The organism is Novosphingobium sp. NDB2Meth1 (genome assembly GCF_900117425.1).
Lineage (GTDB): Bacteria > Pseudomonadota > Alphaproteobacteria > Sphingomonadales > Sphingomonadaceae > Novosphingobium.
On record NZ_FPEH01000012.1, the window covers coordinates 53784 to 73158 of the forward strand.

14 protein-coding genes are annotated in these 19375 nt (G+C 64.8%); 9 read left to right on the forward strand and 5 right to left on the reverse strand.

Annotation, left to right across the window (positions count from 1 at the left end; translation table 11 throughout):
* Positions 1–11: 11 nt before the first annotated feature.
* Together NDB2M1_RS05065 and NDB2M1_RS21940 are read left to right on the forward strand one after the other, a co-directional pair.
* A complete protein-coding gene (locus tag NDB2M1_RS05065; protein WP_072380227.1) occupies positions 12–1901 on the forward strand; it encodes an XrtA/PEP-CTERM system amidotransferase in 1890 nt (629 codons plus the stop codon).
* A gap of 108 nt (positions 1902–2009) precedes the next feature.
* The gene (locus NDB2M1_RS21940; protein WP_143146638.1) at positions 2010–4268 is read left to right on the forward strand and encodes an EAL domain-containing protein; all 2259 of its coding nucleotides are present in this window, start codon (positions 2010–2012) and stop codon (positions 4266–4268) included.
* Positions 4269–4571: 303 nt separating this feature from the next.
* On the opposite strand, the gene zapE is transcribed toward NDB2M1_RS21940, so the two are convergent.
* From zapE to NDB2M1_RS05095, 4 genes are all read right to left on the reverse strand, one after another.
* On the reverse strand, positions 4572–5690 hold the full coding sequence (zapE, locus tag NDB2M1_RS05080) for a cell division protein ZapE (RefSeq protein WP_072380229.1): 1119 nt from the start codon (positions 5688–5690) through the stop codon (positions 4572–4574).
* Complete coding sequence (locus NDB2M1_RS05085) at positions 5687–6157, reverse strand: PaaI family thioesterase (RefSeq protein WP_072380231.1); 471 nt, start codon at positions 6155–6157, stop codon at positions 5687–5689. Before NDB2M1_RS05085 ends, zapE begins: the two co-directional genes overlap by 4 nt.
* A 24-nt stretch (positions 6158–6181) precedes the next feature.
* The gene (locus NDB2M1_RS05090) at positions 6182–6964 is read right to left on the reverse strand and encodes a succinate dehydrogenase iron-sulfur subunit (protein ID WP_054120901.1); all 783 of its coding nucleotides are present in this window, start codon (positions 6962–6964) and stop codon (positions 6182–6184) included.
* Positions 6965–7160: 196 nt separating this feature from the next.
* The gene (locus tag NDB2M1_RS05095; RefSeq protein WP_054120896.1) at positions 7161–7343 is read right to left on the reverse strand and encodes a Flp family type IVb pilin; all 183 of its coding nucleotides are present in this window, start codon (positions 7341–7343) and stop codon (positions 7161–7163) included.
* A 376-nt stretch (positions 7344–7719) separates the two neighbouring features.
* Between NDB2M1_RS05095 and NDB2M1_RS05100 the strand changes: the two genes are divergently transcribed.
* Positions 7720–8277 carry a class I SAM-dependent methyltransferase gene (locus NDB2M1_RS05100; protein ID WP_371328184.1) on the forward strand — a complete coding sequence of 186 codons (558 nt, stop codon included), beginning with the start codon at positions 7720–7722 and terminating at the stop codon, positions 8275–8277.
* 86 nt (positions 8278–8363) lie between these two features.
* On the opposite strand, the gene NDB2M1_RS05105 is transcribed toward NDB2M1_RS05100, so the two are convergent.
* A complete protein-coding gene (locus NDB2M1_RS05105) occupies positions 8364–11114 on the reverse strand; it encodes an Rne/Rng family ribonuclease (protein WP_072380235.1) in 2751 nt (916 codons plus the stop codon).
* Between the two features lie 658 nt (positions 11115–11772).
* Between NDB2M1_RS05105 and NDB2M1_RS05115 the strand changes: the two genes are divergently transcribed.
* The 6 genes from NDB2M1_RS05115 to NDB2M1_RS05140 all read left to right on the forward strand — a co-directional run bounded on the left by NDB2M1_RS05115 (position 11773) and on the right by NDB2M1_RS05140 (position 19375).
* Positions 11773–12645 (forward strand): N-acetylmuramoyl-L-alanine amidase family protein, encoded by an 873-nt coding sequence (locus NDB2M1_RS05115; RefSeq protein ID WP_231624889.1) that lies wholly within the window; start codon positions 11773–11775, stop codon positions 12643–12645.
* A 168-nt stretch (positions 12646–12813) separates the two neighbouring features.
* A complete protein-coding gene (locus NDB2M1_RS05120) occupies positions 12814–15342 on the forward strand; it encodes a penicillin-binding protein 1A (protein ID WP_072380237.1) in 2529 nt (842 codons plus the stop codon).
* Between the two features lie 73 nt (positions 15343–15415).
* Entirely contained in the window at positions 15416–15958 is a 543-nt protein-coding gene (locus tag NDB2M1_RS05125) for a peroxiredoxin (RefSeq protein WP_054120890.1), read from the forward strand.
* Positions 15959–16082: 124 nt separating this feature from the next.
* A complete protein-coding gene (gene prfB / locus NDB2M1_RS05130; RefSeq protein ID WP_054120889.1) occupies positions 16083–17210 on the forward strand; it encodes a peptide chain release factor 2 in 1128 nt (375 codons plus the stop codon).
* Entirely contained in the window at positions 17207–17956 is a 750-nt protein-coding gene (locus tag NDB2M1_RS05135; RefSeq protein ID WP_072380239.1) for a class I SAM-dependent methyltransferase, read from the forward strand. Before prfB ends, NDB2M1_RS05135 begins: the two co-directional genes overlap by 4 nt.
* Before the next feature lie 9 nt (positions 17957–17965).
* On the forward strand, positions 17966–19375 hold the full coding sequence (locus tag NDB2M1_RS05140; protein ID WP_072380241.1) for an NAD(P)H-dependent flavin oxidoreductase: 1410 nt from the start codon (positions 17966–17968) through the stop codon (positions 19373–19375).

The following is a 19375-nucleotide window of genomic DNA, read 5'->3' on the forward strand; positions in this document are numbered from 1 at the left end:
GCGGCTCCACCATGTGCGGCATCGCCGGAATCTTTCACACCGAGGGCCTGAAGCCCGTCGACCCGGACCGCATCGCGCGGATGTGCGCGGTCGCGTCGCATCGCGGGCCGGACGGGCAGGGCGTCTGGACCGCCCCGGGTGTCGGCCTCGGCCACTTGCGCCTCGCCATCATCGACCTTGCCGGATCGCCGCAACCGATGGCCTCATCCGATGGCGCGGCAATGCTGGTGTTCAACGGCGAAATCTACAACTTCCGCGAACTGCGCCGGGAGCTGCAGGCGGAGGGCGCGACGTTCCGCACGGACGGCGACAGCGAAGTCATCCTCGCCGCGTGGCAGAAGTGGGGCGTGAACTGCCTGCCGCGCCTCCACGGCATGTTCGCTTTCGCGCTCTATGATCTGAGGCAGCGCACCCTGCTGCTGGCGCGCGACCGGCTGGGGGTGAAACCGCTGCATATGGCGACGCTCGCCGATGGCAGTGTGATCTTCGGCTCAGAGCTCAAGCAACTGCTGGCGCATCCCTCGCTGCGGCGCGAGATCGATCCGCTGGCGGTGGAGGACTACCTCACCTGGGGCTTCGTACCCGATGCGCGCGCGATCCTGAAGGGCGTGGAAAAGCTGCCGGCAGGCCACTACCGTCTGTTGCGTCATGATGCGCCGCCGCCGCCGCCGGTGCAGTGGTGGGACGTCTCGTTCGAACGGCGAGAGCGCGGCAGCGAGGCCGATCTCGGCGCGCGCCTGCTGCATCACATGCGCGAGGCGGTGACCTCGCGCATGGTCGCCGATGTGCCGCTGGGGGCGTTCCTGTCGGGCGGGGTGGACAGCTCCAGCGTCGTCGCGCTGATGGCCGAGGCGAGCCGCGAGCCGGTCAAGACCTGCACGATCGGGTTCGATGTGAAGGCGCTGGATGAGACGGAATATGCCGGGCGGATCGCCGCGCAATACGGCACCGAGCATCATCAGCGCAGCGTCGGCGCCGATGACTTCGCGCAGGTCGATACGCTCGCTGCCATGTTCGACGAGCCGTTCGCGGATGCATCAGCCTTGCCGACCTGGCGAGTCTCGCAATTGGCGCGCGAACATGTGACCGTTGCGCTTTCGGGTGACGGTGCGGACGAGGCCTTTGCAGGATATCGCCGCCAGACCTTCCAGCACCGCGAGGAACAAGTGCGCGCTTTCCTGCCCGGCGTGCTCAGAAAGCCGCTGCTCGGCGGGCTGGGGGCTGTCTATCCCAAGCTCGATTGGGCACCGCGCCCGTTGCGGGCCAAGACGACGCTGCTCAGCCTCGCCGGAAGCGGCGAGGAGGGCTATGCGCGCGCCTTGGCGGTAATTGGTCCTGAACTGCGCAGCGCGCTTTATTCCGACGAATTCCGGCGGTTGCGCGGGGAGTATCGCGCCGAACAGCCGTTCGTTGAGCTGATGCGCGGTGCTCCGGCCCGCAGCGGGCTCGACCGCGCGCAGTACGCCGACCTCAAGTTCTACTTGCCGGGTGATATCCTGACCAAGGTCGACCGCACCAGCATGGCCGTCAGCCTGGAGGCACGCGAGCCGCTGCTCGATCACCGCCTGATCGAATTCGGCGCGCGCCTGCCGGAGCGGCTGCGCGTGCGCGGGACGACCGGCAAGTGGCTGATCAAGCAGACAATGCGCCGCTATCTGCCTGAGGACATCCTGTTCCGCCCGAAAATGGGCTTCGTGACGCCGATCGCAGCCTGGCTGCGCGGACCGCTGGCAGGGGAGGCCCGGCAGGTGGCTCATGGCGGCACTCTTGCACGCACCGGCTGGTTCGACACGGCCCGCCTTGCCGCGCTGGCCGAGGCGCATATCGCTGGAACAAGCGACCACAGCCGTTTGATCTGGCAATTGCTGATGCTGGACCGAAGTTTGAGGATAATTATTTAAATTCAATATCTTGAAAACATTCATAGCTGAATCTGGCTGGTGAACCTTAAACCAAAATCAACCATTGTGGATTAAGCCCGGGTGTCACCACCCCGTTTTGGGCAGTCCATGCGTCAGTTTTTGCGATCAACATTGGGCTTGTCCCTCCTGGCGACATTGCTTCTGGCAATGCTCTCGGCCGGGGATCCGCTCGCGCATGTTTACTGGAATGTGGTTTTCAAGAATATGCGGCGCGATGCGTCGCCATCGACCATTCTTGTGACGGTCGATGATCGCAAGGAATGGACTACTGCCGATCAGGCTGAGTTGCTTGAAAAGTTGCGCCGCCAGATGCCGCGGCGGGTATTCTTTGATCTCGACATTCCGGCGGGCAAGGACCGCGCGGGCGACGCTGCCCTCAGGCAGGCGTTGCAGAGTTTCGGGGACGATCTCGCCGTGGTCGCGCGCGCCGGGAAGGTCGATGATTTTGACCAGCGCTCGTTTGCCATGCCTTCGCCCGACGCCATCGGACGAACCAATGTCGTGGTCGCGGCTTGGCATTCCAACTTCGTCTATTTTGCGATCTCAGCGCCCTACGTAGTCAAGATAAAGTCGCGCGACTATCCTACGCTTAGCGCGGTCCTCGCTGGCTATAGGAACGGCGTTGAGTCGGAATACTATCCCGACTTTTCTGTCGACCCTCAGTCTATACCCAAAGTCCGATCTGCGGATATCCTGAACGGTGCAGCCGTTCCGACTGGTCTTGCCGGACGTACCGTTATCTTGACGTCGCTGGAGCGTGTGCCGCCAATCCTTTACTTCGGTCACCGCCTCGTGCCCGCGGTTGCGCTCGACATTGCGGGTGCTGAAGGTCTTGGTCTTCCTTTCTCCGTGTCATTTGGCGCATTCGGTGCGATCCCGATCCTGCTCCTCGCCGCGTTGATGATTGCCAGCGGTGCACGCAAGCAAGGTACACTCAAGCTCGCGTGGTACGCGGGCACTGTCGCTACGGTCATCGTTCTGCCGATCGCCCTGCGCAAGCAGGGCATCGTGTTTTCGCCTGACGGCGCGCTCATATTCTTGGTTATCTATGGCTCGGTCCGTTTGTGGCAAAAGCGCGCGCGCCGAATCCAGCTGACCAGTGCAGCCGGCCTCCCAAATCTGCTTGCGCTGACCAATGGAACGATGCCGGTAGGATCGGACATGGTCGTTGCGGTCGTCGCTCGCTACGAAGAGATGCTGGCCACCCTGCCTCGCGATCTGCACGGTGATTTTGCCCGCGCTATCGCGCGGCGGATCACAGCCGGTTCCGGGACCGAAACTATCTATCACGGTGAGAGTGGCCAGTTTGCATGGGCTGAAGAAGCCCGTCCGCTGGAGACCCAGCTCGATCACCTTGAAGGGATGCGGGCTCTGTTCGCCTCGCCTCTTCAGATCGGCGCGTACACGTTCGATACCAATATCCATTTCGGCCTTGATCGCAATGAGGGCCTCGATGTCCCCACCCGGCTCAATTCAGCGCTGGCTAGTGCGAACGAGGCCATGGCGAGTGGCCGGTCGATCGAGCTTTTCGAGGCCAGCCGCCTTGCAGAAGCACCATGGGAGCTTTCGCTGCATGCCCGGATCGAGGAAGGCTTGCGCAATGGCGAGATCTGGCTTGCGTTCCAGCCGCAGTGGGATCTGACAGAGAACCGCATCTGCGGCGGCGAGGCGCTCATTCGCTGGAACCACCCTACGCGCGGGGCCATCGCGCCCGATGCTTTCATCCTCCAGGCCGAGCGGGCCGGACGCATCGACGCCCTGACCTATTGGGTGCTCGATCTTGCCATCTCTGCGACCCTTGCACTGAATGCGCGCGGACCGCGGTTCCAGATGAGCATAAACCTCTCGGCGCAGATGGTCGACAAGGCCGATCTGGTGCGGAACTTCGCCGAGATTACCCGCCGACGCGGTATCGATCCCTCGTTGCTGACGGTGGAGATCACCGAAACCTCCAGCGTGCGCAACCGCCCGGCAGCCTGCCGGAATCTGACGCGGCTGCGCGAGTTGGGCTTCCGCCTTTCCATCGACGATTTCGGAACCGGCGAGGCTAGCTTGGCCTATCTTGCCGACCTGCCGAGCGACGAACTCAAGATCGACCGGCGTTTTGTTGCCAGGATGAGTACGAGCCCGCGTGATCGGATCATCGTCGCCAATACCATCAGCCTGGCCCATGCGCTTGGTCAGAGTGTCGTGGCGGAAGGCATTGAAGATGCGTCCACTTTGCAGATGCTGCGCGAGATGGGGTGTGATTGCGCGCAGGGCTACCATTTGGGCAAGCCGATTGCCTTTGCTGAGTTTGAACGGGACTATGACGTCAGCCTGCAGGAGCGACGCTGGACCGTTTAGACCTTGTTAACCAAGGACGTTAGTGATAACGCGATGCCATTCCAATTCTTGGGAGGCTCGCATGTTTAAGATCTGGGACTACCTGTTTAAGTGATTGGCCCAAGACTCCCGGGTTTCCGGCGGTCTTGTTGGCTCGATGGCGCGAATCGCAAACCATGAGCACCCAAGGTAAGGGCACCTTGGGTGCTCGTTTTTTTTTCTGATCCGGGGTGATTTGGCGGCCCGCGACGGCCAGCGTGGTTAAGACAATCGCTTCGAAAATGGCGCGATCAGGTCCCCATCTGGATCGGCGTTAACCGACTTTCAGGCCTCGCCGTGGCCCAGCGCGAGATACTCGCGGCTTTGCATCTCGATAAGGCGGCTGACCGTGCGTTCGAACTCGAAGCGGCCATCGCCGGCCGGATAGAGCTCCGCAGGCTCGGCATCGGCGGTCGCGATCAGATTGACCTTGTGCTCGTAGAGCGCGTCGATCAGCGTTACGAACCTTGCGGCCTCGTTGCGCTGGTCCGGCCCCAGTTTCGGGATGCCGACGAGGATCACCGTGTGGTAGTTGCGCGCAATCGCGAGGTAGTCCGCAGCACCGCGTGCCTCGCCGCACAGGCGCTTGAAGCTGAACACGGCAACGCCCTTCAGGCTCTTGGGCACATGCAATACGCGTCCGCCGCCCAGATCAAGTGACCCCGCCGGGACATGCACGCTGTCTTCCGGCGGATAGTCGGTCATGCGGAAGAACGCCTCGCGCACGTCTGCCGTCGCCTCCGGACCATTGGGCACGTGCCAGGTGCCGACACCCTGCATGCGCACCATCCGGTAGTCGGTAGGGCCGTTGAGTGCGACCACATCCAGCCGGTTCTCGATCAGCGCGATGAAGGGGAGGAAGTGCTCCCGGTTCAGCCCGTCCTTGTAGAGTTCGCCCGGTGCCCGGTTCGAGGTGGTCACCACGGTGACGCCGAGATCGGCGATAAGCGCGGTGAACAGGCGCCCCATGATCATCGCGTCGGCGCTGTTGTTCACCACCATTTCATCGAACGCCAGCACGCGCGCCTCGGCGGCAATCGCGGCGGCGACGGGGGGGATGGGGTCGCCGCGCTCCTTCTGCCGTTCCACCCGCAACCGTGCATGAACGTCGAGCATGAACTCGTGGAAGTGCGCGCGGCGCTTGGGGCCGGCTTCCAGCGTATCGTGGAACAAGTCCATCAGCATCGACTTGCCGCGCCCGACACCGCCCCACATGTAGAGCCCGCGCGCAGGGGCAGGGGGCTTGCTGCCGAGCAGGCGGCCGACGAGGCCGGGTTTCGGGACGGGGCGCTCCAGATCGCGCTGGAGGGCGTCGAGGCGGGCGGCGGCAGCAGCCTGTTCAGGATCAGGCTTCAGCTCGCCTGCCGTCACAAGTGCCGCGTAGCGCTGCGCGAGACCGCTCATCGCGACGAGGGCTTGCGCACGGTTCCGTTGAAAGCCGCGACGAGGTGGTCTCCCTGCACCACCGTGCCGCGCAGGAACAGCAGCCGCCGGGTTTCGCGCAAGGCTTCGACCACCGCATCAAGCGGCTGACCGACGCGGCCGGCGCCGATGAACTGGGTCGAGAGGTCAAGCGTCACCGAACCCGCCGCATCACCATCCAGCACATGGCGCATGCACGCGAACAGCGAGATGTCGATCAACGCCAATGTAATCGCGCCGTGCACCGCATCGAGCAGGTTGCTGTGGCGCCGCTCCGGAAACATGCGCAGGCGGACAGCTGGCCCTCCTCCCGGCAGTTCCTCGCGGCGCACGAGCAGGCGGCCCATCGTGACCGAGTTGAAACGCTCGGGATCGGCCATGTCCCAGGTATGCCAGCCGGGATGCTCGGCCGATGGGCCGTAGATGAAGGCGGAATTGTCGGCCGTCATGAGAAGATGTCGGGAGCGCGCGCCTTACAGCGAGCGTTCGACCTGCAGCTTCTTGATTTCCGCGATCGCACGCGCCGGCGAGAGGCCCTTGGGGCAGACGTTCGCGCAATTCATGATCGTGTGGCAGCGATAGAGACGGAAGGGATCTTCGAGCTCGTCAAGCCGCTCGCCGGTCATCTCGTCGCGGCTGTCGGCCAGCCAGCGGTAGGCCTGGAGCAGGATGGCGGGGCCGAGGAACTTGTCGGAATTCCACCAGTAGCTGGGGCACGAAGTGCTGCAGCAGGCGCACAGGATGCATTCGTAGAGGCCGTCGAGCTTTTCACGCTGTTCGGGGCTCTGCAGGCGCTCCTTGCCCGAAGGCGTGGGCGAGACAGTCTGCAGCCAGGGCCGAATCGAGGCGTACTGCGCATAGAAGTGGGTGAAGTCGGGAACGAGGTCCTTGATCACTTCCATATGCGGCAGCGGCGTGATGCGAATCTCGCCCTTGAGGTCCGCAATCGCCGTCGTGCAGGCGAGGCCATTGCGGCCGTTGAGGTTCATCGCGCAGGAACCGCAGATGCCTTCGCGGCAGGAGCGGCGGAAGGTAAGCGTCGGGTCCTGCTCGCCCTTCATCTTGATCAGCGCATCAAGCACCATCGGGCCGCACTGGTCGAGATCGATCTCGAACGTGTCGTAGCGGGGATTCTCGCCGGAGTCGGGATCGTAGCGATAGACCTTGAACTTCTGAATGCGTCCCTGGGTGGCCGCCGGGAAATGCCGCGCCTTGCCGTTGACCTTGGAATTCTTCGGAAGCGTGAAGGTCGCCATCGAGCCGTCCTTGCTGATCTCGTTCAAGAAAATGGATGCACAGTCCTTAGCGAAACCGCGGCGCCTAGCAAGGGGGGAGGGCACCAAACCGGCCTACCCAAGGTGACAGGTCGTGCTCGTGCTTCGTCAGCACAAACGAAAGGGGCGGGGAACCGAAGTTCCCCGCCCCCCGAACGTTGCGCCCAGCGCGAAGCTCTTAGAGCTTGCCGTCCGAAGCGTTGTTCATCTGGGTCGAAACCAGGTTGAACGTGTTCGACAGCGAGTTGCCCAGCGCGCCCATGGCGGTGATGGCGGCAACAGCGATCAGAGCGGCGATCAGACCGTATTCGATAGCGGTCGCGCCTTCTTCGTTAGCGAGCAGGTTCTTGAAAAGCGTCATGTTCGATCTCCTGAGTTGGCGCCCCACGCGCCACCCACCCCTCGTGTCTTCGTGGTGAGCAGGGACCTATCTACGCACAATTTTCTAACAATCCCCTAACGTGACAAGCGCGGCACCGCCGGAAATGGAGAAAATTCTGCAGCCTAAACAAAGGCATGTCTCTCGCAGTCCGATCTTTTTAGATGCTTGGAGAAACATTGCGGCAAAGTTTCGACTCATGAAGTCGTGAACGCCGGGCGCTTGTGACGCAACGCTTGGCCGTGCAACAACAGCGATGGCTGGAGAGGAGAGGGCGCAAGCGATGGGTTTGAGGGCATTCTGGGATCGGCACATGGTGCCACGGTTGATACGCACATGCTGCGGTGCGCCCGGTATCATGGACCTGCGCGCGGAAGTGGTGCCCAAGGCGCGCGGAGCAGTGTTCGAGATCGGCTGCGGCGGCGGTTACAACCAGCAGTTCTATGATACTGCTGCAGTCACCTCTTTTGCCGGGATCGATCCCTCTGAAAAGCTGCTCGATTTCGCGCGGGCAGAGGCTGCAAGGAAGGGCTGGACTGCGGACATTCGCCATGGCGTAGGCGAGGCGATTCCCTTCGCCAGCGAGAGTTTCGATACAGTGGTGTGCACCTACACCTTGTGTTCGGTCAGCGATCCGCAGCGCGTGCTTTCGGAAATGAAGCGCATCCTGAAGCCCGGCGGACAGTTCCTGTTTCTCGAGCACGGCAGCGCGCCCGATGCGGACGTGCAGCGCTGGCAGCAGCGGATCGAACCGTTCTGGAAGCCGATTGCCGGTGGTTGCCATCTGACCCGGCCGATTACCGGGGCCGTGCGCCATGCCGGGTTTGATGTCTCGCCGATCGGGCAGGGCTATCTCGATGGCACTCCGCGCTGGGCGGCGTGGATGGAGTGGGGGGCCGCGACGCGGGTGGCCTGAGCCCAATTGCCGGTTGAAGCGGAAAGGGCCTCCCCGGCTGGCGTGCCGGGGAGGCCCTTTCTTCGTGGGGCGTTCTTCGGGCCTGATCAGGCGCCGAAGGTGCGCTGCCACCAGCCGCGGCGCGGTTCGCCCGGCTTCTCGTCTGCCGGAGCCGGTGCGGCCGGAGCCTCGGCCGCAGTTTCCGACGCAGCATCTTGCGCCGGAGCTTCGGCAACTGGCGCATCCGGCTGAGGCGCTTCGACTTCAGCCGATTCGCTCTTCTTGCGGCGTGTGCGCTTCGGCTTGGCCGGTGCTTCCGCTCCCGCTTCCGCTTCCGGCTCCACCGCGGGCGCTTCGACGGCGTCCTCCGCGACAGGCGCCTCGGCCTCGGCCGTGTCGGCCTTCTTGCGCCGCGTTCGCTTGGGCTTGGCGGGCGCTTCCACCTCGATTGCCGCCGCTAAGGGCTCCGCTGCAGCATCAGGCGCTGCCGCTTCGGCCTCGACAACTTCGGCATCGGCCTTCTTGCGGCGGCTGCGGCGCGGCTTGGCAGGCGCTTCCTCGACAACAGCTTCAGGGGCAGGGGCCTCGACAGCAGCTTCCGCAGCCTCGACGGTTTCGGCCGATTCGCCAGCCTCGGCTTCCGACTCGGTCGCATCGGCGTCGCTGCTCTGCGTCTCGCCATCGCCGCGACCACCGCGCCGACGACGACCGCGGCGGCGGCGCTTGCGCGGTCCGCGCTCGTCGCCACGTTCACCGCCTTCGCTGTGCTCGCTGTCTTCGCCTTCCTCGTCTTCGCTTTCGGATTCGCCTTCAACGGACGCGGGTTGGGTGTTCTCGCCGCCTTCACGATCGCGGCCACGGCCCCGCCGGCGCTTGCGGCGCTTGCGGCGACCATCACCATCATCGCGCTCGCCGCGTTCACGGCGCTCGCCGCGCGGCTCGTCGTCGCCCTCGGCTTCTTCCTCGTCGGCGTAATCTTCCTCTTCGATCACGTCCTCTTCGGGCTCGATGATCGGTTCGAAGCGCGGCACGAACGAGGGCTTGGGCCCGCGCGAGGCGACGCGCATCTTGGCGCCTTCGTTCTCGCCTTCGGGGATCACCTCGACCGAGACGCCATAGCGGTGTTCGATCTCTGCAAGATCGGCGCGCTTGGCGTTGAGCACGTAGATCGCTGCTTCCTGGCTGGCATAGAGCGAGATGATCGTGCCTTTGCCCTTGGCCGCTTCGTCCTCGATCATGCGCAGCGCCGAAAGACCTGCCGACGAGGCGGTCCGCACGAGGCCCGAGCCATCGCAGTGCGGGCAGGCACGGGTCGTCGCTTCGAGAACGCCGGTGCGCAGGCGCTGGCGGCTCATTTCCATGAGGCCGAAGCCCGAGATACGGCCGACCTGGATGCGCGCGCGATCATTGCGCAGCGCGTCCTTCATCGCCTTCTCGACCTTGCGGACGTTGGAGCCATATTCCATGTCGATGAAGTCGATCACGACAAGGCCGGCCATGTCGCGCAGGCGCAGCTGGCGGGCGATTTCACGCGCGGCTTCAAGGTTGGTGCTGACGGCCGTCGCCTCGATGCCATGCTCCTTGGTCGAGCGGCCCGAGTTGATGTCGATCGAGACGAGCGCCTCGGTCGGGTTGATCACGAGGTAGCCGCCGCTCTTCAGCTGAACGACCGGATCGTACATCGCGGTGAGCTGGTCCTCGGCGCCGTAGCGCTGGAACAGCGGCACCGGATCGGCGTACTGCTTCACCCGCTTGGCGTGGCTGGGCATGAGCAGCTTCATGAAGTCCTTGGCGGCGCGGTAGCCCTGCTCGCCTTCGACCACCACTTCCTCGATGTCGCGATTGTAGATGTCGCGGATCGCGCGCTTGATGAGGTCGCTGTCCGAATGGATCAGCGCGGGCGCGGAGGACTTCAGGGTGCGTTCGCGGATCTCGTCCCACAGGCGGGCGAGATAGTCGAAGTCGCGCTTGATCTCGGGCTTGGTGCGCTGGAGGCCGGCGGTGCGGACGATGCAGCTCATCGTGCGGGGCAGCTCAAGCTCCGCCATGATCGACTTGAGGCGCTTGCGGTCTGCCGCCGAGTTGATCTTGCGGCTGATGCCGCCGCCATGGCTCGAGTTCGGCATCAGCACGCAGTAGCGGCCAGCGAGGCTGAGGTAGGTGGTGAGGGCGGCGCCCTTGTTGCCGCGCTCTTCCTTGACGACCTGGACGAGCAGCACCTGGCGGCGCTGGATCACGTCCTGGATCTTGTAGCGGCGGCGCAGCGCCATGCGGCGGGCGCGCAGATCATCGGCCTCGCGCGCCTGGGCACGCGGTGCGCGCTGGCGGCGGGGACGGCGCGAGCGGCTTTCACCGTCGTCGTCCGAAGCTTCTTCGCCCTGCTCGTCGCCTGCATCGTCCGAGAAGCCGTTCTCGACCACACCGCCTTCGATCGTGGCGACTTCGTCTTTCTCCGAGGTGTCGACCTCGGTGACGCCTTCGTCGCCCTCGTAATCGTAGCCGCCGTCCTCGTCGTCGAGGTCGCCTTCCTCTGCCTCATCGGCAGCGCGCAGCGCGGCTTCCTCCTCGGCGTGGGCGGCTTCTTCCGCCAGCAGGGCCTCGCGGTCCTCCTTGGGAATCTGGTAGTAATCCGGGTGGATTTCGCTGAAGGCGAGGAAGCCGTGGCGATTGCCGCCGAAATCGACGAACGCCGCCTGCAGCGACGGTTCGACGCGGGTTACTTTGGCGAGATAGATGTTGCCCTTGATCTGCTTGTGATCGGCAGATTCAAAATCGAACTCTTCAATCCTGTTGCCATTGAGCACCGCCACCCGGGTTTCTTCCTGGTGGCGCGCATCGATCAGCATGCGCGTGGTCATTATAAAGTCTCCAGCCGCGCGGCCTCGGGCGTGAACCCGGGTTCTGGGCGCGGTTCAATGTGAAAGCGCGATAGCCGTCAGCGCCGGGCCCGGTTGCGACCGGGACGGCTTGGAGGCGTTTCGCGAATGCGGATGTGCCGGTTCGGAGCGCGGGGATGGCCGCTTTTGCGTGTCCATGGCGCTCGCCGCCCGGCGGCGGTTCTTGCGTGTCTGCCCCGTGGATGGTCCGTGGCGACAGGCACGGACCGGTGCACGCCAAGCCGGTGCGGGCCCCTGAAGGGCTCCTCGGCTCGAACGTTGCACGGCTTTCCATCAAGACATCAACCTCAGGTGCGAAAGGGGCGGACACAGCCGGGTTCCCGCTTCGCAAGTACTTCAGGTTCGGGCTGAAAATCGTTCCGCAGCAGCGCCTTGTCCCGATGCTCTGCGATATGCACGAAGGCCTTGCAGCGTAAGTTCGGGGGCGGAGCCGAGGCCGATCCGGGCTCGTTCCAGATTGGCACTGCTAGCACCGGATTTCCCAACCAGCAATTAAAACCATGACAGCGAGTCACACTTGGGGAGGACGCGGCCTCGCTGCGGTCGGATTGACTCGCCACAATTCCTGCTGGACCGTTTGGCGTCAAGCAAGGCATAGCCGCGCGCCATGAGAGGGCGTGTGCTGATTGCAGTAGTGCTGGGCGTGCCGCTGGCCGTGGTGACGGCAGCCGCGATCCTGTTCGCCATGGCCTATGCGGCGCCAGCGCACGCGCCGTCCTCGGTGATCCGTGTTGCGCTGCCCTCCACGCGCGGCGAGGTCGGGCTGCCCAAGATCCAAGGGCCCGCCGATGCCAGCCGTCCGCTGGTGGTGATCGATGCCGGGCACGGCGGCCACGATCCCGGCGCCAGCGGGCAGCGCGGCGAGAAGGAAAAGGCGCTCACGCTGGCGCTCGCGCTCTCGCTGCGCGAGGCGCTGCTGGCCGACGGACGCGTGCGCGTGGCGCTGACGCGCGACGAAGACCGCTTCCTCGCGCTGGAAGAACGCTCGGGCATCGCGCGGCGGCTGAAGGCGGACCTGTTCGTCTCGATCCACGCCGACGCCTCGGAATCGCCCGACGCGACCGGGGCGACGGTCTACACCCTGTCCGACCGCGGCTCGGATGCGGTGGCCGATGCGGTGGCGAAGCGCGAGAACAAGGCCGATACGGTGAACGGCGTGGAGCTCGGCGGCAAATCCGATGCGGTGACCGCCATTCTCGTCAGCCTCTCGCAGCGCGAGATGCGCGAGCGCTCCAAGGCCTTCGGCGCGCTGGTGCTGCGCGAGGGGCAGGCCGCGGTGCGCTTCCACAAGGACCCCGAGCGCGAGGCGGCCTTCGTGGTGCTCAAGTCGCTCGACCTGCCCTCGGCGCTGATCGAGGCGGGCTATATCAGCAGCCCGGACGACGCGCGGGCGCTGAGCAGCCCCGAATGGCGGCGGGGGTTTGCCAAGGCCGTGGCATCGGCGATCGAGATTTATCTTGCGCGGACGAATTTGGTGGCGGCGGCTCCCTGATTTCGGGGAGGGGCGCGGCACTTGCTGCAAAGCGGGACCCCGGATCAAGTCCGGGGTGACGGGTAAGGGGGGAAGCTGGGCTCTGTGTCAAGTACGGGTGTCGAATGAGGGGCCAACTTTCGCAGCCACTGGCATTCCCGCAAAGGGCCATGCTAAGGCGCGCGGCAGATGGCGAATGATCCTGACCTTCCTGGTTCCGACGGTACTTCGGTGCGCTGGCGTATCCAGCGCGATGCGGCGGGGCTGCTGGGCCGGGCGCGCGAGCTGTGGCGCGGGCAGGTGTGGGTGCGGCGCGCGGGCTATGCGCTGGGCGTGCTGGCGGTGCTCTACCTGATCCTGTGGGTCACGGTGATCCGCACGCTGCCCTCGGCCGACAAGCTGCTGACCTATCAGCCGCCGCTGCCGACGATGGTGCGCGGCAATGATGGCGAGATCGTCTCCAGCTATGCGCGCGAACGGCGGGTGCAGCTGCGCTATGTCGATTTTCCCGAGCCGCTGATCCATGCGTTTCTGGCCGCCGAGGACAAGTCGTTTTTCAGCCATGGCGGGGTCGATATCACCGGCCTGATCGGCGCGATGGTCGATTACACGATGAAGTTCGGATCGGGCGAGCGTGCGCGCGGCGGTTCGACGATCACGCAGCAAGTCGCCAAGAACATCCTTATCGGCAACGAATACTCGGTCACGCGCAAGCTCAAGGAAATGATCCTCGCGCGGCGCATCGAGAGCGTGCTGACAAAGCAGCAGATCCTTGAGCTCTATCTCAACGAGATTCCGCTGGGGCGGCAGAGCTTTGGCGTGCAGGCGGCGGCGCGGGCCTATTTCGACAAGGACGTGGGCGATCTCAAGCTGCATGAGGTGGCGTTCCTCGCTATCCTGCCCAAGGCGCCGGAGACGTATGGCCGCGCCAAGTTTGCCGAGAAGGCGCTGGAGCGGCGGGCCTATGTGCTCGATCAGATGGTCAAGAACGGCTGGGCGACCGCCGCCGAAGCAGCCGAGGCCAAAGCGCAGCCGCTGGGCCTCGTACCGCGGCGGGCGGAGAACTTCACGGCGGATGCGGGCTATTTCCTCGAGGAAGTGCGCCGCCAGTTGATCGACAAGTTCGGCGAGAATGCCGAGAACGGGCCGAACAGCGTGTATGCGGGCGGGCTGTGGGTGCGCACTTCGCTCGATACCGAGCTGCAGACGGCGGCACAAAACGCGCTGCGGACGGGCCTCGTGCGGTTCAGCGGCGGACGCGCGTGGAGCGGGCCGATCGCCAGGCTGGACGTTTCCGGCAATTGGCAGTCTGAACTGATCACCAGCAATCTTTCGATCCGCTATCAGGACTGGCGCATCGGCGTGGTGCTCTCGCGGCGCGGGAATGACGGGCGCATCGGGTTTGCCGATGGCAGCACCGGGCCGCTCTGGGCGATGCCGCAGGCGATGAAGGCAGGTGACGTGATCGCGGCGGCGCCTTCGGGCGGGGGCTGGTCGGTGCGGGTGATCCCGGAAGTTTCGGGCGGCATGGTGGTCGAAGACCCGCAGAACGGCCGCGTGCTCGCGATGCAGGGCGGGTTCGACGCGCGGCTGGGCTCGTTCAACCGGGCGACGCAGGCGGTGCGCCAGCCGGGATCGACGATCAAGCCGTTCGTCTATGCCACCGCGCTGGATAACGGGATGACCCCGGCCTCGATGGTGCTCGATGGCACGTTCTGCGTCTATCAGGGCGCGGCGCTGGGGCAGAAGTGCTTCAGGAACTTCGGCAACGAAGGCGGATCGGGCAGCCACACGATGCGCTGGGGCCTCGAGCAATCGCGCAACCTGATGACCGTGCGCATCGCCAATGATGTCGGCATGGACAAGGTGGTCCGCACGATCAAGGGGATGGGGATCGGCGATTATCAGCCCTACCTCTCGATGGCGCTGGGCGCGGGCGACACGACGGCGGCGCGGATGGCCAATGCCTATGCCGCGCTCGCCAACCATGGCCGCCAGCATGAGCAGACGCTGATCGACTACGTCCAGGACCGCAATGGCAAGGTGATCTGGAAGGCGGACAACCGCGATTGCGGCGCTTGCAACATGGCGCAATGGGACGGCAAGGCGATGCCTCGGATGAAGCCGACCGGCAAGCAGGTGCTCGATCCGCGCACCGCCTATCAGGTAGTGCATATGCTCGAAGGCGTGGTCGTGCGCGGCACCGCGCTGACGCTGGCCGACCTGCATTTGCCCCTGTTCGGCAAGACGGGCACGACATCAGGCCCGACCAACGTGTGGTTCGCCGGAGGCTCGCCCGATATCGTGAGCGCGCTGTATCTCGGCTATGATCAGCCGAGGAGCCTGGGCGGCTATGCACAGGGTGGGCGGATCGCGGCGCCGATTTTCAAGGACTTCGTGATCGCGACCCGCAAGCGCTGGAGCGATACGCCCTTCACCGTGCCCGAAGGCATCCGGATGGTGAAGATCGACCGGGTGAGCGGGCGGCAGGTGTTCGGCGGGACACCGGAGGACTACGTGCGGCAGGCCTCGGTGATCTGGGAAGCGTTCAAGCCCAACAGCGAGCCGACGCGCACGTTCCGGCCCGAGGACCAGACGCTGAAGGACGCGGTGCTCGAGGCGATCCGCAAGGCGCGCGCGGCGAAGGGTGATGCGGGCGGCGATGACGTTCCGGTCGAGGAGGGCGATTTCGTCGAGGACAAAGGCGGGATTTACTAGGGGCGGGATCTACTGAGCTCACTGCACCATTTGCCGGTTCCGGCTCGGCATTGTTGCTGATAGGCTGCGCGGCATGATCAAGCATGTTCTGGCCGCTGCTGCGGCGCTCGCCCTTCTTGTCCCCGCCGCTGCCAATGCGGAACTCGCGCAAGGCGCCGTCGCGCCGGACTTCACCACGATGGGCGCGCTGGCTGGCAAGCCGATGAAGGTGAACCTCAAGGCCATGCTCGCGAAGGGCCCGGTCGTGCTCTATTTCTATCCGAAGGCCTTTACCTCGGGCTGCACGATGGAAGCGCATGCCTTTGCCGAGGCGACGGCGGATTTCGCCAAGGCCGGGGCGACCGTGCTCGGCATGTCGAACGATGATCTGCCCACGCTGCAGAAGTTTTCAACCGCCGAATGCCGCGACAAGTTCGCTGTCGCCGCCGCGACCAAGGACGTGATCAAGGCCTATGACGTCTCGCTGAAGGTGGCGGGCATTGCGAGCGGCCTCACCAAGCGCACCAGCTATGTGATCGCCAAGAACGGCAAGATCGTGATGGTCCACTCGGACATGGACTACAAGGACCACGTGAAGCTGACGCTGGAAGCCGTGCAGAAGCTCAAGAAGGGCTGAACGCGGGAGAGGCGGAGCCCCTACGCTCTTTACAAGGCGCGCGGCTTCGCTAAGCGGCTTCGGTTCAAAAGCCGCCCCGCTGCATGCAGCGGCAAGGCTCCCGCTATCTGGAGTGAGAAGCGTCATGCGTGCCGAAGGGCAGGCCCATATCGACCGCATCGAGGCTGCGCTGCGGCTGGTGCGCAAGTTCCTTGACTGGGACCGCGCTGTCCGCCGTCTTGATGAACTGAACGCGCGGGTCGAGGATCCGAAGCTGTGGGACGATCCCAAGCAGGCCGAAGCGGTGATGCGCGAGCGGCGGCGGCTTGAGGCGTCGATCGGTGCGGTCAACGAGATCAGCGCGGAAATGGCCGATGCCATCGAATTCGTCGAACTTGGCGAGATGGAAGGCGATGACGCGACGGTAGCGGAAGGGCTCGCCACACTGGCCGCGCTGGCCGAGCGGGCGGATGCGGACAAGGTCCAGGCGCTGCTTGCGGGCGAGGCGGACGGGTACAACGCGTTCCTCGAAGTTCACGCGGGCGCCGGCGGTACCGAGAGCCAGGACTGGGCCGAAATGCTCCAGCGCATGTATACGCGCTGGGCGGAGCGGCACGGGTTCAAGGTCGACCTGCTCGATTATCACGCGGGGGAAGCGGCCGGGATCAAGTCTGCCACGCTGCTGATCAAGGGCGAGAACGCCTACGGCTATGCCAAGACCGAGAGCGGCGTGCACCGGCTGGTGCGCATCAGTCCCTATGACAGCTCGGCGCGGCGGCACACCTCGTTCAGCTCGGTCTGGGTCTATCCCGAGATCGACGACAACATCGAGATCGAGATCAATCCGGCCGACCTCAGGATCGATACCTACCGTGCCTCCGGCGCCGGCGGTCAGCACGTGAACACGACCGACTCGGCGGTGCGCATCACGCACGTGCCCTCGGGCATCATTGTGGCGAGCCAGATCGACCGCAGCCAGCACAAGAACCGCGCGACCGCGATGGGGATGCTCAAGGCGCGGCTCTATGAGGCGGAACTCGCCAAGCGCGAAGCGGCGGCGAGCGGCGAATATGCCGCCAAGACCGAGATCGGCTGGGGCCACCAGATCCGCTCCTACGTGCTGCAGCCCTATCAGCAGGTGAAGGACCTGCGGACGGGCGTGGTCAGCACCAACCCGACCGACGTGCTCGACGGCGCGCTCGATCCGTTCATGGCCGCCGCACTGGCGCAGCGGGTGACGGGCGAGAAGGTGACCGTGGAAGACGACGATTGAGCACGCGCTTCGTCGTCGTGGCGGGGCTGCTGGCATTGGCGGCCTGCCGCGCCGATGCCGTAGATACCGACCGCGCGCCGCAGAACCGCGCGTTTCCGCGCGCGGACCGGCCGGTCGCGAGGGTTGTCTCGACGCAGTGGTCGAACGAGGAACTGCGCGACCGGCAGGGCGAAGCGCAGAGCGTGATGGACGAAGCCGAAGTCGCGCCAGGCATGACGGTCGCCGATATCGGTGCGGGCGAGGGCTACTACACCGTGCGCCTTGCCGCGCGGGTGGGCGATAAGGGCCGCGTGCTGGCACAGGATATCGACGAAGGCGCCCTCGGGCGTCTGGGCTCGCGCATCGAGCGGGAACAATTGACTTCGGTATCGATAAAGCAGGGCGCGCCCGATGATCCGCGCCTGCCGCCCAAAAGCTTCGACCGGGTGTTCATGATCCACATGTACCACGAGATCGCCGAGCCCTATCCGTTCCTGTGGCGGATGTGGCCTGCCTTGAAGCCGGGCGGGTCGATCATCGTGGTCGATGCGGACCGGCCGACTGCTGATCACGGCACGCCGCCCGCGCTCCTTTTTTGCGAATTCGAGACAGCGGGCTTTCGCTTGTCTGCGTTTCGCCGTAAGCCGAATGTATCGGGCTATCTTGCTCAGTTCGTACCCGTGGGCAGCGGGCCACCTGAGCCGAGCCGGATGCGATCATGCCATGTTGGCGCGACGGCCAGCGGCGGCAAGGTTGGGGGTCTCTGAGGGAAGACGATGTCTGCGTTCAAAGGTTTGAATCCGATCCGGTATGGCGGCCGCGAAGTGTGGCCGCTTGTCGAGGGTGGGAAGGGTGTTGCCGCGACCAATCACATGAGCTCGGGCGCATGGGCTGCGGCGGGTGGCATCGGCACAGTGAGTGCGGTTAACGCGGATAGTTATGATCCGACCGGCAAGATCATCCCGCAGGTCTATACCCAGCTGACGCGGCGCGAGCGGCATGAACAGCTGATCCGCTATGGCATCGACGGCGCGGTCGAGCAGGTAAAGCGCGCCTATGAGCTCGCCAGCGGCAAGGGCGCGATCAACATCAACGTCCTGTGGGAAATGGGCGGCGCGCAGCCGATCCTCGAAGGCGTGCTGGCAAAGACGCGCGGCCTCGTTGCAGGCGTGACCTGCGGCGCGGGCATGCCCTACAAGCTGGCCGAGATCGCGGCGCGCCATGCGGTGAACTACCTGCCGATCGTTTCCTCGGGCCGCGCCTTCCGCGCTCTCTGGAAGCGGGCTTATCACAAGGTTCCCGAATTGCTGGGCGCGGTGGTCTATGAAGATCCGTGGCTGGCGGGCGGGCACAATGGCCTGTCCAACGCCGAGGACCCGAAGAAGCCTGAAGATCCCTATCCGCGCGTGAAAGTGCTGCGCGATGTGATGCGCGCGGAGGGCGTGCCCGACAGCGTGCCGATCGTGATGGCAGGCGGCGTGTGGTTCCTGCGCGAGTGGGACAACTGGATCGACAATGAGGAGCTGGGCAGCATTGCCTTCCAGTTCGGCACGCGTCCGCTGCTGACGCAGGAGAGCCCGATTCCGCAGGGGTGGAAAGACCACCTGCGCACCCTCGATCAGGGCGACGTGCTGCTGCACCGGTTCTCGCCGACGGGGTTCTATTCCTCCGCCGTGATCAACCCGTTCCTCAAGGCGCTGGTTGCCCGTTCCGAGCGCCAGATTCCCTATTCCAAGGTTTCTGCTGGTGAGCACACGGTGCAGCTCGATGTCGGCGTGAAGGGCAAGAACTTCTGGGTGACGCCAGCTGACCGCGACCGTGCCCGCACATGGTTCGGCGCAGGCTTCACCCATGCGTTGCGGACGCCCGATGATACGATCGTGTTCGTGACGACGGCGGAGCGCGAGGAAATCCAGCAGGACCAGAAGGACTGCATGGGCTGCCTTTCGCACTGCGGGTTCTCCTCGTGGAAGGACCACGATGACTATACGACCGGACGGCTCGCCGATCCGCGCAGCTTTTGCATCCAGAAGACGCTGCAGGACATCGCGCATGGCGGCCCTGTCGACCAGAACCTGATGTTTGCCGGGCACTCGGCCTACCGGTTCAAGCAGGACCCGTTCTATTCCAACAACTTCACGCCCACTGTGAAGCAATTGGTGGACCGCATTCTGACGGGCGACTGA

What these genes read in the sequence shown, in the direction of transcription:
- NDB2M1_RS05065 (WP_072380227.1), top strand. Translation starts at nt 12, where the DNA reads ATGTGCGGCATCGCCGGAATCTTTCACACCGAGGGCCTGAAGCCCGTC.
- NDB2M1_RS21940 (WP_143146638.1), top strand. Translation starts at nt 2,010, where the DNA reads ATGCGTCAGTTTTTGCGATCAACATTGGGCTTGTCCCTCCTGGCGACA.
- zapE (WP_072380229.1), bottom strand. Translation starts at nt 5,690, where the DNA reads ATGAGCGGTCTCGCGCAGCGCTACGCGGCACTTGTGACGGCAGGCGAG.
- NDB2M1_RS05085 (WP_072380231.1), bottom strand. Translation starts at nt 6,157, where the DNA reads ATGACGGCCGACAATTCCGCCTTCATCTACGGCCCATCGGCCGAGCAT.
- NDB2M1_RS05090 (WP_054120901.1), bottom strand. Translation starts at nt 6,964, where the DNA reads ATGGCGACCTTCACGCTTCCGAAGAATTCCAAGGTCAACGGCAAGGCG.
- NDB2M1_RS05095 (WP_054120896.1), bottom strand. Translation starts at nt 7,343, where the DNA reads ATGACGCTTTTCAAGAACCTGCTCGCTAACGAAGAAGGCGCGACCGCT.
- NDB2M1_RS05100 (WP_371328184.1), top strand. Translation starts at nt 7,720, where the DNA reads ATGGACCTGCGCGCGGAAGTGGTGCCCAAGGCGCGCGGAGCAGTGTTC.
- NDB2M1_RS05105 (WP_072380235.1), bottom strand. Translation starts at nt 11,114, where the DNA reads ATGACCACGCGCATGCTGATCGATGCGCGCCACCAGGAAGAAACCCGG.
- NDB2M1_RS05120 (WP_072380237.1), top strand. Translation starts at nt 12,814, where the DNA reads ATGGCGAATGATCCTGACCTTCCTGGTTCCGACGGTACTTCGGTGCGC.
- NDB2M1_RS05125 (WP_054120890.1), top strand. Translation starts at nt 15,416, where the DNA reads ATGATCAAGCATGTTCTGGCCGCTGCTGCGGCGCTCGCCCTTCTTGTC.
- prfB (WP_054120889.1), top strand. Translation starts at nt 16,083, where the DNA reads ATGCGTGCCGAAGGGCAGGCCCATATCGACCGCATCGAGGCTGCGCTG.
- NDB2M1_RS05140 (WP_072380241.1), top strand. Translation starts at nt 17,966, where the DNA reads ATGTCTGCGTTCAAAGGTTTGAATCCGATCCGGTATGGCGGCCGCGAA.